Below are 12,149 nucleotides of genomic sequence, written 5' to 3'. Positions count from 1 at the left end.
CGGACCGAACACCGGCGGGAGCTGCCGCCAGGTGCAGCCGGAGGTGGCCACGAACACGATCGCGGCCAGGGCCTCCCGATCACCCGCCCGCCGCTCGCCCCCACCCTGCGGACGCCTGTTCTCCGTCGGCGGCACCACCCGCCGGAACAACACCCACAACTCATCCGGCACCAACCACCCAACCAGATCCGTCATGCACCGCTCAACGAACGATCAACCCAACAGAAACGATGTCTAAAGGGGCAGGGACCGGTGTGCTGGCCCCATGGCAGGCCCTGCGGTCAGAACCAGGAGACCTGTCCCGGTGAGAAGTCGCGCCGACGCGGGGCGCGCCAGGCCTGTGGACCGTGTCACGGTCCACAGGCCTTGGGGGATGGCCGATTGGTTCAGGTGTCCTGGCTCGCGGTCGTCACGATCTTCAGTGTTCGGTCGGCGTAGCCGCTGATGCTGGATTCGCCGAAGCCGAAGACGGCGCTGCGGCAGGTGTCCTCCAGCGGGTCGATCAGGTGGGCGGGCAGGGCGTCGTAGCCGGCGAAGGCGCCTGCCCAGGAGCCCGCGGTGGCGCCGATGGAGTCGGTGTCGATGCCCGCCTGCACGGAGAGGGCCACTGTGGTCATGAAGTCGCCGCCGCCCCATAGGATCGCCGCGGCCAGCGCGCCCGCGTTGTTGAGGGTGTGGGCCATGCTCATGCGCGGGTAGCGGGCTTCGAGTTTGTCGATGCTCTGGTCCCAGGTGAGGCCTGTGGTGAAGTCGTCCAGGACGGTGCGCAGTTCCTCGGCGAGGCGGGAGCGGGTGGGGATGTGTTCCAGGGAGGTGAGGAGTGACTCCTGTGCGGTCTTCGCGGTGAACGCCGACGCGATCAGGGCCGCGGCCCACATCTCGCCGTAGACGCCGTTGGCCCGGTGGCTGAGGATCGCGTCCTGGTAGGAGAGGACGGCGGCGCGGCGCGGGTCACCAGGGGCGACGTAACCGTAGATGTCGGCGCGGATGAGCGCGCCGATCCACTCACGGTAGGGGTTGTGGTGCTCGCCGGTCCGCGTCAGCGGGATCTCCCGCACCAGGTTCTGGTAGGTGGCGCGCTCCGCCGTGAAGAGCTGGTACGCCGGGAAGCGGCTCAGCCATTCGTGGGCCACGTCCCAGCTGGTGTAGGAGGTGCCGTATGTTTCGAGGAGGTGCAGGCCCAGGATCGTGTAGTCGATGTCGTCGTCGCGGACCGAGCCGTGGACATGCCCCTTGGTCGCGCCGGTGAACCAGAAGTCCTCGCCCCACAGGCCCAGATCGCGCACGTCGGAGTAGTCGGCGTAGGGCACGTAGTCGGTCAGCGGGTAGGCGTTCGTCTTGTCCAGGTAGGCGCGGATGGTGGCCCGGGTTGGGCCGATCTCCACGGGCTTGCCGACCATGTTGCCCGCGATCCGGCCGAACCACGCGCCGCGCATGCGGTCCGCGAGCCGCTCGGGCACGGCGGCCTCGCGGTGGTCGGCGGGGGACTCGCGCAGGATGTCGTCCAGGTCCGAGCCCTCGAAGTAGGGCCAGTCGGCGGGGGCCGGTGCGGCGAGGATCTCCTCGTACAGTTCCAGCAGGAGCGCTTCGTCGTCGGGTGCGAGGCGCGAGAGCCGTTCGCGGAACGCGGTGACGTCCTTGCCGGATTCGGCGGCCTGCTCAAGCTCGTTGCGGGCCAGGCCCCAGGGCTCCTGGGTGATACCCGCGAGCTGTTCAGCGGGTGAGATGTACTCCATGGTCTTCCCTTGCGTGTGTACTGATCGGTTCTTCCGCGCCGGCCGGTTCTTCCGCTGCGGTGGGTGCGGGGCACCCGCACGAGCGCCGGATGCGTAGACCGGACTCGACGAGGACATGCGCTTCGTCCGCCGGGTCCGCGTCGAGGAGTGCCGTGATCGCGACGTCGGCCAGCCTGACGAACGGCTGCTGTACGGAGGTGAGCGGCGGGTTGCTGAACGCGACCTCCAGCGTTCCGTCGACGCTGGTGATCGCGAGATCATCCGGAACCCTCAGGCCCTGTCTTCCGGCTGCGGCGATCACACCACGGGCCTGCGCGTCGGTGGACGCGACCAGGGCGGGCGGCGAAGAGCCGTGCGTGGAGCGCAGCAGATGGTCCGCGCCCCGGATCCCGCCCTCCGTGGTGAACGCGGCCCGGATCGCGGTCCGCTCGGCCAGGTCGAGGCCCGCTGTGCGCAGTGCGTCGGCCCAGCCCCGACGGCCTGGTCGGCGGAACCGGTCAGGCAGGCGATCGACCGGGGGCCGAGGGAGAGCAGATGTGCGGGCGCCTCGTACGCCGCCGCCCGGTGGTCGATGCTGACCGTACGGGCGCCGGGCCCGGAAGGAGAGGCGCGATGGAGGCGTGAAGGGCGGATAGTTCACCTCGTGCGCGACTGCTTGCCAGGGTGACGCGCCGTGTCCACGCAGCACGGGATGTCGTCCACGGCGAACAGCTCCATGATGAAGTCCTCTGTGGTCTGTGTTTGCGATGCCGGCTCGGGATCGGACTCCACCCGTCTGATCATCTCCGCATGGGCGGCATCAGCGCCAAGGCGCTGCGTCAGCTCGAAAAACTCATCTGCCCAGGACACCGCCACTCACTCCGTTCGAAGTAGCCAGCCATTCTACAGGGCGTGGCTCCACGCGTCGGTGGTGTCGGGCCGGCCGACGGCTACTACTCCAGTCGCAGTTCGCCATCGCTGCTGGGGTTCCGGCTGGGCAGTAGGCGGTGTAGTAGGAGACTTGCTTGTTCTTCGGTCAGCCTTATGGAGAGGTCGCGCGGCTGCTCGGTGAGGGGCTGCGGGACGGGCGGCGGCCGTGGCGGGTGCCGACGACCGCCGCGATCGGGTGGACGGGCGCGTCGGCGTCCGGGCTCGGAGCCGTTGAAGGTGCTGTTCGCGCGGGTGTGTCGGCCGGTGGCTGGTGTCGGTGGTGGCATCTGGTGGCAGTGGACGGCACGCTCCCGAAGGTGTGTCTCGAAGTCTGCCCGGGTGAAGCCGCAGCCCCCGCTGCGGCTCGCGGTTTCGATTCCCGTACCAGGCCGGGGACCCGATGGTGGTCCTGGAGACCGACTAGGCGTGGTCGAGGCAACGGCCGAATCGGACGTGCTGATCCTTCGGCCGCTCGCTCCCGCTGGTACGACGGTCAAGGCCGGTACGCCGCGCCTTCGAACGCGGACCCTGGCCGCGCCTGCCCCCCCCGCCGACCGCAGCCGGATCCTGCTGCGGATCGCCGAAATCCTCGAACAGCGGCGCAAGGAACTGGCGCTCACGGTTGGCCTGGAGATGGGCAAGCCCATCACCGACGCGCAAAACGTAGAACTGCGCGCTGTCGTCAACACGTCCCGCTGGTACGGGCAGCTGGCCGACAAGCTCACCGACGAGTCCCCGCGCAACGCCCCCGACTCCCTCGCCCTGGTCACGCGGGAGCCCGCCGGTGTGGTCGGCACGGTCGCACCATGGAACTTCCCGCTCACCCTGGCCGGCTGGAAGGTCGCCCCGGCCCTCGCCGCAGGCTGCACCGTCGTCCTGAAGCCGTCCGAGTCGTCCCCTCTGCCAGCCCTGCTGCTGGGCCGCATCGGCACCGAGGCCGGACTGCCCCCGGGTGCGCTCAACGTCGTCACCGGCGACGGTCCGAACGCCTACCGCGCGATCGGCCTGCACCCTGACATCGACGTCCTGGCCTTCACCGGATCCACCGGCGTCGGCCGCCACTACCTGCGCTACGCCGCCGACTCCAATCTCAAGCGCGTCTGGCTGGAGCTGGGCGGCAAGTCGCCCAACAACATTCTTCCCGACGCCGCCGACCCGGGAGAAGGCCGCCACCGCTGCTTGGGGCATCTTCTTCAACCAGGGGGAGATGTGCACCGCCCCCTCCCGGCTGCTCGTACACTCCTCGATCGCCGAGCAGGTCACCGACGCCGTCGTCCGGCGGGCACAGGAACTGCGCGTCGGTGACCCGCTCGACCCGGAGACCGAGATGGGCGCACTGATTCTCGGAAGCCCACCTGGACCGTGTCCTCGGCCACATCACCACCGGCCAGGCGGGGGGTGCCCACCTGCGCACGGGAGGCTCGCGCCGTCTCAGGTGACATGGGTGGCACGTACCTGCGGCCGACCGTCTTCGACCGGGTGGATCCCGGTTCAGGGCTGGCCCGCGAAGAGATCTTCGGCCCGGTCCTGTCAGTCCTCACCTTCGGCGACCTGGACGAGGCGGTCCGTCTGGCCAATGCTACCGACTACGGCCTCGCGGCCGGTCTGCGGACCTCGGACCTGTCCACCGCGCACCGCGTCTCGCGGGCCCTGAAGGCTGGCACGGTCTGGGTCAACTGCTACGAGGAGGGCGACCTGACCGTCCCCTTCGGCGGCACGAAGCAGTCCGGAAACGGCCGCGACAAGTCCGTCCACGCCCTGGAGAAGTACACCGAACTCAAGACCACCTGGATCCAGCTGTGACACGCCCGCTGATAGCCATCCCGGCCCGCTTCTCCACCACCGTCTCCGCCCTGCGGTATGCCGCCGAGGTCAACGCCCGCGCGCTCGTCGAGGCCGTCTGGCGCGCCGGCGGCGAACCCGTGAGCATTCACCCGTCGGACCCCACTGTCACGGACGTCACCGCCCGGCTCACCCGCTTCGACGGCGTCCTTCTTCCTGGTGGCGGAGACCTCGCTCCGCACCGCTACGGCGCTGCCGACACCCACGCACGCGTCTACGACATCGATGACCTCCAGGAGGACTTCGACCTCGAAGTCGCCCGCGTCGCCCTGGAGTCAGGGCTGCCCCCTGCTGGCTGTCTGCCGCGGCCTACAGGTCGTCAACGTCGCTCTCGGCGGCTCCTTGGAACAGGACATGGGCGACTCCGGCCACGAGCATCGCCACCTGGTACACCCGGTGACCATCCGTCCAGGAACCGGACGGCACACGCGATGGACGCCGAGAAGGCCGACGTTTCCTGCCACCACCAGCAGGTCGATCGCCTGGCTGACGGCCTGACCGTGGTCGCCACCGCGGCCGACGACACGGTCGAAGCTCTCGAACTGCCCTCCGCCCACGGTTGGTTCCTGGCGGTGCAGTGGCACCCGGAGGACATCGCGTTGACAGATCCGTCCCAGCACACCTGTTCGACACCCTGGTACATCGTGCCCGCTCCTGCTGAGGAGCCCCGCCGGGGTTTGGCAGCTTGCCGCCACCGTAGAGGGTCGGTAGCCAACCCGTTCGACAGCTCGGTCCAGGGAGGTCATGGCGTGGAGCCGGTCTGTGTCCTCGATCCGCCGACTGGCGCGGAAGGCCAAGAGGTACGGCGTCGACATCCCGCCGGTGCCGCAGTGGGCGGACGACGGCTGACAGCCCGCCGGGTTGCGAGCAGGTCGGTGAGTTCGGTGCTGCCCGGTGAGCTGACGGACACGGCCTGGACCGCGAGCCGGGTGAGGCGGGCGACGGTGCGCAGAGCCCGGACGACGGCGACAACTCTGCTGCAGGTCGCTGCTCCGGTCCCGGTCCTGGCGTCTGTATCGGATCGGGCGGGCGGCCGTCTCTGGTTCGGCGCCAACCCCCCTCCAGCACCGGGGGACCTTCAAGGCGGCGTTCACCAGCGCGATCGTCGGGTGGTTCGCCCTCATCTACACGCTGCCCCAACTGGGCCTGCTGGGAGTGTCGATGCGGCTGCCGAGCCTGCTCAAGACGGCCTTCCACAGTGATCGGTACGTCGGTCTCGTCTCCAAGTTGCCGCAGGTCGCGGCCGGCGCGGCGATCGTCCTGATCGGCAGGTCCGCGGACCGTCGCGGCGAGCACGCCACCCATAGGTGCGCCGTCCTCGGCGTCGGGGCGGTGGTCCTGGCCGGGGCCAGCCTGATATCCGCCGACCAGAAATGGCTCGTCCCGGGCGCGATGATCATCGGCACCGCCGCATCCATCGCCTGGTACTGCCCCTTCTGGGCCACCGTCACCAAACTCACGCCGGTCGCCGCGGCGGGCGCCGGCATCGGCGTCATCAACGGCATCGGCAACCTGGGCGGCTTCCTCGGCCCGTACATCGACGGCTGGCTCCGGGACATCAGCGGGGGGTACGCACTCACCCAGATGTTCTTCGGCGTCGTGTTCGCGACGTCCGCCCTGCTCGTCCTCACCCTGCGCGGGCGGCTGTGGGAAGCCACGCAGGGATCGGCCACGGGCACGGACCGGGCGCAGGTGAAGGGAGGTCCACGCCCGGTCGGCTGAGAGCAGGGCCATGGCCCACGCCCCCGGTCGACGAAGCGCCGGGACCCGATGAACGCACCTCGACCGTTCGCTGTCCGCCGGCGGCCGGTCGAGGTGCGTTCCGGGCGCCGGACATCGCTGTCCGCGTTGTCGCATGTCTCAAGGATCGCCCTGATTCGACGCTGGAGTCAATAATTGGACGTTGGGGTTGACCGAAAGGGTCTCGGGGGTCCATCGTGGAGTCACGCCGCCCCGGTGAGCCGCACCGGGCAGAGCCGCCGTGTCCCGGCCCGACCGGGGCCGATGACCGAGGCGGCCCAGGTGACGGGGACCGGGTGACCGGTCGACCGGGATGCCTGGACCGACCGGGACGCCCCCGGACCGAACGGGGCGCGGGACCGCACGGCCGGCGGCCGTGCCGTACGCCGGGTGGGCGTGGGGCGGTGAAGCGTGCGGGCCGCGTGACAGGACGTGAGTGCGGACCGCCATCAAGGAGGAAGCGTGACGTATCGACTCTTCGGCCCGGAGCTGTGCCGGGAAGCGGATGCGCGGATCACCGCCGAGGCCGATGTCCTGGTGGTCGGGTCGGGCGCCGGCGGATTCGCCACCGCCGTGACCGCCGCCGAGCACGGCGCGACGGTCATCCTGCTCGAAAAGGCCCCCGAAATCGGCGGCACCACCAAGAAGGCCGCCGCGGCCTACTGGGTGCCCAACAACCACTTCATGCGGGCCGGCGGCCGGAAGGACCCCAAGGACGCCGCGCTGCGCCACATGGCCCGGCTCACCACCCCCGCCTCCTACGACCCCGCCCATCCCCGTCTCGGGCTCACCGAGTGGGAGTACACGATGACGGAGGCGTTCTACGACCACGCGGGCGACGCGGTCGAGACCCTCACCTCCTGGGGCGCGCTGGAGCCGGTCCCCTGGGACATCCAGCCCGACTACTACGCGCAGATGGCGGAGAACGAGGCCCCGTACGGCCGGATCCTCTACCCGCACCGCCACGGCGGCGCCCCCGGCGAGATCGGCGACGGCACCGACATGATCGCCGTCTTCGCCGAGGCCGCCCGCATACGGGGCGTCGATCTGCGTACGGGCCACCGAGTGGTCCGGGCCGTCGTGGACGACCGTGACGAGGTGGTGGGTGTCGTCGCCGAAACAGCAGGGGGCGAGGCCGCCTTCCGTGCCCGCAGGGCGGTCGTGTTCGCCAGCGGCGGCTTCACCCACGATGTCGGGCTGCGCACCAGCTCCCTGCCCGGCCCGGTTCTCGGCGGCTGCGCCGCGAAGTCCAACACCGGGGACTTCCTCCCCCTCGCACAGGCCCTCGGCGCCGATCTCGCCAACATGAACGGCGCCTGGCTGGCGCCCATGGTCCTGGACCGGGCGGTGGCCGACCGGCCCGACGCCGTCTGCTCGTTCAGCATCCCCGGTGACAGCATGATCTTCGTCAACCGGTTCGGGCGGCGGGTGGTCAACGAGAAGGCGCCCTACCAGGACCTCGTCCCCACCTTCTGGAGCTGGGAGTCCCAGCGCGCGGAGTACCCCAACCTGCTGCTGGTGATGGTCTGGGACGAGTCCGCCCAGCACCACCACTCCGGCGAGAAGTACGGCAACCCCATGGTCCCGGACGGCGGCGACCGGTCCCACATCGTGCGCGGCGACACCCTCGACGACCTCGCCGACGCCGTACGCGCGCGGCTCGCCCGGTACGCCGGGCACATCGGCGGCTGGACCCTGGACGAGCGCTTCGCCGACACCCTGCGCACCACCGTCGAGCGCTACAACTCCTTCGCCCGTACCGGCCGCGACGAGGACTTCCACCGCGGGGAGACCCCCATCGAGCGGTACTTCAACATGGGCGGGCGGCCCGGCAACGACCGCAACGAGACCATGTGGCCGATCGCCGGGCAGGGTCCGTACTACGCCACCGTCCTCGCCCCCGCCACCCTCGACACCAAGGGCGGCCCCCGCACCGACCCGCACGGCCGGGTCCTCACCCGCGCCGGGGAACCCGTCCCCGGGCTGTACGCGGTGGGCAACTGCGCCGCCGCGATGTCCCGCGGCAGCTACTGGGCGGGTGGCGCCACCCTCGGCCCCATCATCACCGCGGGCCACCTCGCCGGCCGGCACGCGGCGACCCGGCCCTCCCGTCCGATCCCACCGCAAGGGGAAGCCCGATGACCACTATCGACACGCGGGACCTGCACGGCAGCGAGGCACGTCAGGACCGTACGGTCGAGGCACTGCTCGCCCGGCTCGACGTCCTGGAGAGCCGGGCGGCCGTCGAGCGGCTCGTCCATCTCTACGCGCAGGCGTTCGACCGCCATGACGTGGAGGCCCTGCGGGGCATCTGGCACGAGGGCGCGCGACTGGACCTCGGCGCCCCCTTCGGCACCTTCACCGGCATCGAGGCCATCGTCGAGGCCGCGCACGGCCTGTGGGCCCGGACGCCGCACATGCACCACTGGATGTCCAACTCCCTGATCGACATCGACACCGGCGGCGACACTGCCACCGCCGAGACCGCCCTCGACTGTTTCACCGTCGACAACACCACCGGCCCCACCCAGATCAGCGGGCTGTACCGGGACAGATTCGAGCGCCGCGACGGCCGCTGGGGGATCGTCGCGCGCTCCTTCGACCTGCACTATCTGACCCCGATCGAGAACTGGCGGCCCACGGCGGGCAGCGAGGCCCGTTGAGCGCCGCACCCACCCGGTTCCTCCCGCCCGCAGTGCACCCACCGGCTTCTGACGTCCGAGGGATGTCAGCGAACTCCCGCAGAGGTACGTATGTCTGAGAAACTCTTCGCCCCCGACGCCGCCTGGCAGGGAAAGATCTACAGCGATGGCTGGCGGGACCCGGGCCTGGGCACCGTACCGGTCACGGAGAAGGCCACCGGGGCGGTCCTCGGGCTGGCCGGTCTGGCCTCGCCGGCGGACGTGGCGTCGGCCGCCGCCGTGGCGCGCCGGGCGCAGGCCGCCTGGGCCGAGGTGCCCGCACCGCAGCGCGGTGACGTGCTGCGCGCGTTCTCACACCTGCTGATCACCCATGCCGAGGAGATCACCGAACAGCTCATCCGGGAGACCGGCTCCGTCCGCTTCAAGGGCGACTGGGAGACCCGGATGACCGCCCGTGAGGTGCTGGAGGCCGCCGCCCTCGGCAGCGCGCCGCAGGGCATCCAGGTGGCGAGTGCCGAGCCCGGACGGCACAGCGTCGCCCGCCGCGTCCCGATCGGGGTCGTCGGCGTGATCACCCCCTGGAACTCGCCGCTGCTGCTGGCCTCCCGCGCGGTGGCGCCCGCCCTGGTGATGGGCAACGCGGTGCTGCTCAAGCCCGATGTCCAGAGCCCGGTCGCGGGCGGTGTGCTGTTCGCCCGGCTGCTGGCCGAAGCCGGTCTGCCCGACGGGCTGCTGCATGTGCTGCCCGGCGCGGTCGAGACCGGACGGGCCCTGGTCAAGGAGCCCGGCGTGGACATGGTCAGCTTCACCGGCTCCACCCGCGCCGGACGCGAGATCGGCTCGGTCGCGGGCGGGCTGCTCAAACGCGTCTCCCTCGAACTGGGCGGCAACAACCCCTATGTCGTCCTGGCCGACGCCGATGTAGAGGCCGCGTCGAGCGCCGGCGCCTGGGGCTCCTTCTTCCACCAGGGCCAGATCTGTCTGACCTCGGGCCGCCATCTCGTCCACGAGTCGGTCGCGGACGCCTACACGGCGGCCCTCGTCCGCCGGGCCAAGGCACTCAAGGTCGGCGACCCCATGACGGACGGCGTCCTCGTCGGCCCCGTCGTCAACGAACCGCAGGCCGAGCGCGCCGAGCGGATCGTACGGGAGACGCTCGCCGCGGGGGCCGTGCTGGCCACCGGCGGCTCCCGCGACGGCCTCTTCTTCGAGCCGACCGTCCTGACCGGGGTGCGCCCCGGCATGCCCGCCTTCGACGAGGAGATCTTCGGACCGGTCGCCGCCCTCACCACCTTCGCCAGCGACGAGGAGGCCGTCGAACTCGCCAACCGCACGGAGTACGGACTCGCCGCCGCCGTGATCTCCCGCGACCAGGCCCACGCCCGGCGGATCGCCGACCGGCTGCACTCCGGTGTCGTCCACATCAACGACCAGACCGTGCTGCACGAGGTGTACGGGCCGATCGGCGGTGTCGGCGCCTCCGGCAACGGCTACAACCACAGCACGCTCACCAACGCCGACCAGTTCTCCGAATGGCAGTGGCTGACCAGCCGCGCCGAGGTCCCCGCCTATCCGTTCTGACCGGACACCAACCCACGAAGAAAGGCAGGGACCGCCCATGCACACCGACCGCCGTGTCGCCGTCGTCACCGGCGCCGCCCAGGGCTTCGGACGGGCCATCTGCGCCGGGCTCGCCGCCCGGGGCACGGATGTCGTCGCCGTCGATCTGAACGCCTGCGCGCAGACCCTCAAAGAGGTCCGCGCGGCCGGCGCGCGGGCGGCTGAACTGATCGCGGACGTCTCCGACCCGGACACGGTCCCGAGACTGCGGGCCCTGCTCGACGCGGAGTTCGGGCGCTGCGACATCCTGGTCAACAACGCGGGTGTCTACCCCAACACCCCCTTCCAGGACGTGGATCTGGAGCTGTGGCAGCGGGTGCTGCGGATCAATCTCGACTCGCAGTTCCTGATGGCCAAGGCGGTGCTGCCGCTGATGACCGGGCGCCGCTGGGGGCGGATCGTGAACATCACCTCCAACTCCGTCGGGCTCCCCGCCACCGGACTCAGCCACTACATGGCCAGCAAGATGGGCTCGATCGGCTTCACCCGCGGTCTCGCCAACGACGTCGCGGCCGACGGGATCACCGTGAACGCGGTGGGCCCCACCGCCTCGCTCACCCCCGGCGGCCGGGCGGGGATCGACCCCGAGGTGGTACGGACCCTCGCCGCGGGCCAGGCCATCAAGCGGCCCGGCGAGGCCGAGGACATCGTCGGCACGGTGCTCTTCCTCGCCTCCGAGGACAGCGCCTGGGTGACGGGGCAGACCATCATGGCCGACGGCGGGCTCGTCCGCCTCTGAGGCGGACGTCGCCTACGATCTCCGCATGGCCAGAGGAAAGACTCCCGAGGGCGGGCGCCGCAGCACCACGCGGCGCTCGCTCGTCACGCGCGACGTCCTGGAGAAGGCGACGATGCTGTTCGCCGACCAGGGGTACGAGACGACGACGCTCCAGGACGTCGCCAACGCCGTCGGAGTGTCCCGGACGGCCCTCTACCACTACGTCTCCAGCAAAGAGGAGCTGCTGGAGATGCTGGTGGAGCAGATCGGGCTGGCGCTCGCCGACTCCCTCGGCGAGATCCGGGCCCGTACGGATCTGTCTCACCAGGGCAAGCTCCGCGAGCTGACCGATCTGCTGGTCCGGCAACGGGCCGCCGCCCCCCATCAGTTCCGGGTGCTCGACCAGTCCGAGTCGATGCTTCCGGAGCCGCTGCGCATCCGGCACCGGCAGGCGCGGCGCGAGGTGCTGGCGGAGCTGTCCGGGGTGATCGAGGACGGCATCGCGGCGGGGGAGTTCAAGCCGCTCGACCCCCGGGTCGCGGCCTTCACCGTGCTCGGCATGTGCAACTGGGTGGCCTGGTGGTACCACCCCGGTTCCGACTACGACGTGGACGCCGTCGCGCGGCAGCTCACGCAGTCCGCCATCGACATGCTGGTCAGCACCGACACGGAGTCCGCTCCGGCGGACTCCGCCCGCTCCGCCCTGATGATGGTCCGCTCGGGCCTGGACGCGCTGGAACGGCTGCTGCCGAAGGAGAACTGAGGGTTGCGGAGGGGCCGCGTGGCGGGGCCCCTTGTCCGTTTGTCCGTCGGCCCGTTTGTCCGTCGGCCCGGTGACCAGTGACCGGTGATACCCGAGAGCGCCCATGACCCATGCGCCGTGCGCACACGGGTAACACACCGTGCGCACAGGCAAACCCCCGTGGCCCGCCATCAACTACT

Annotated in this window: 10 protein-coding genes and 2 pseudogenes; 8 read left to right on the top strand and 4 right to left on the bottom strand. The window is 70.7% G+C overall.

Annotated elements, in window-relative coordinates; genetic code table 11:
* From ACFXAZ_RS20140 to ACFXAZ_RS20125, 4 genes are all read right to left on the bottom strand, one after another.
* Positions 1 to 195, bottom strand: a 195-nt coding sequence (locus ACFXAZ_RS20140) for a transposase (protein WP_384592709.1), incomplete at its 3' end; no start/stop codon positions are given.
* Between the two features lie 191 nt (positions 196 to 386).
* Entirely contained in the window at positions 387 to 1,736 is a 1,350-nt protein-coding gene (locus ACFXAZ_RS20135) for an ADP-ribosylglycohydrolase family protein (protein ID WP_384592706.1), read from the bottom strand.
* Positions 1,714 to 2,376 (bottom strand): substrate-binding domain-containing protein, encoded by a 663-nt coding sequence (locus tag ACFXAZ_RS20130; protein ID WP_384592703.1) that lies wholly within the window; start codon positions 2,374 to 2,376, stop codon positions 1,714 to 1,716. Before ACFXAZ_RS20130 ends, ACFXAZ_RS20135 begins: the two co-directional genes overlap by 23 nt.
* Positions 2,373 to 2,585 (bottom strand): hypothetical protein, encoded by a 213-nt coding sequence (locus ACFXAZ_RS20125; protein ID WP_384592700.1) that lies wholly within the window; start codon positions 2,583 to 2,585, stop codon positions 2,373 to 2,375. Before ACFXAZ_RS20125 ends, ACFXAZ_RS20130 begins: the two co-directional genes overlap by 4 nt.
* 565 nt (positions 2,586 to 3,150) lie before the next feature.
* Between ACFXAZ_RS20125 and ACFXAZ_RS20120 the strand changes: the two are divergent.
* From ACFXAZ_RS20120 to ACFXAZ_RS20085, 8 genes and pseudogenes are all read left to right on the top strand, one after another.
* Positions 3,151 to 4,448: pseudogene (locus tag ACFXAZ_RS20120) on the top strand (aldehyde dehydrogenase); the annotation flags it as partial.
* A pseudogene (locus ACFXAZ_RS20115) lies at positions 4,445 to 5,148 on the top strand (gamma-glutamyl-gamma-aminobutyrate hydrolase family protein). The pseudogenes ACFXAZ_RS20120 and ACFXAZ_RS20115, both read left to right, overlap by 4 nt.
* Before the next feature lie 326 nt (positions 5,149 to 5,474).
* Positions 5,475 to 6,209 carry an MFS transporter gene (locus ACFXAZ_RS20110; RefSeq protein ID WP_384592718.1) on the top strand — a complete coding sequence of 245 codons (735 nt, stop codon included), beginning with the start codon at positions 5,475 to 5,477 and terminating at the stop codon, positions 6,207 to 6,209.
* Positions 6,210 to 6,689: 480 nt separating this feature from the next.
* On the top strand, positions 6,690 to 8,369 hold the full coding sequence (locus ACFXAZ_RS20105; RefSeq protein WP_384592697.1) for an FAD-dependent oxidoreductase: 1,680 nt from the start codon (positions 6,690 to 6,692) through the stop codon (positions 8,367 to 8,369).
* Complete coding sequence (locus tag ACFXAZ_RS20100; protein ID WP_384592694.1) at positions 8,366 to 8,890, top strand: nuclear transport factor 2 family protein; 525 nt, start codon at positions 8,366 to 8,368, stop codon at positions 8,888 to 8,890. Before ACFXAZ_RS20105 ends, ACFXAZ_RS20100 begins: the two co-directional genes overlap by 4 nt.
* A gap of 90 nt (positions 8,891 to 8,980) precedes the next feature.
* Positions 8,981 to 10,450: an aldehyde dehydrogenase family protein gene (locus tag ACFXAZ_RS20095; RefSeq protein WP_384592692.1), complete on the top strand. Its 1,470-nt coding sequence runs from the start codon at positions 8,981 to 8,983 to the stop codon at positions 10,448 to 10,450.
* Between the two features lie 37 nt (positions 10,451 to 10,487).
* On the top strand, positions 10,488 to 11,228 hold the full coding sequence (locus ACFXAZ_RS20090) for an SDR family NAD(P)-dependent oxidoreductase (protein ID WP_384592689.1): 741 nt from the start codon (positions 10,488 to 10,490) through the stop codon (positions 11,226 to 11,228).
* Between the two features lie 25 nt (positions 11,229 to 11,253).
* Positions 11,254 to 11,970: a TetR/AcrR family transcriptional regulator gene (locus ACFXAZ_RS20085; RefSeq protein WP_384592686.1), complete on the top strand. Its 717-nt coding sequence runs from the start codon at positions 11,254 to 11,256 to the stop codon at positions 11,968 to 11,970.
* The last annotated feature ends 179 nt before the right edge of the window (positions 11,971 to 12,149 follow it).

The organism is Streptomyces sp. NPDC059477 (assembly GCF_042749375.1).
In the GTDB taxonomy this organism is placed as follows: domain Bacteria; phylum Actinomycetota; class Actinomycetes; order Streptomycetales; family Streptomycetaceae; genus Streptomyces.
Note: the sequence above shows the minus strand (reverse complement) of the source record. Positions and strands in the feature narration are given on the sequence as shown.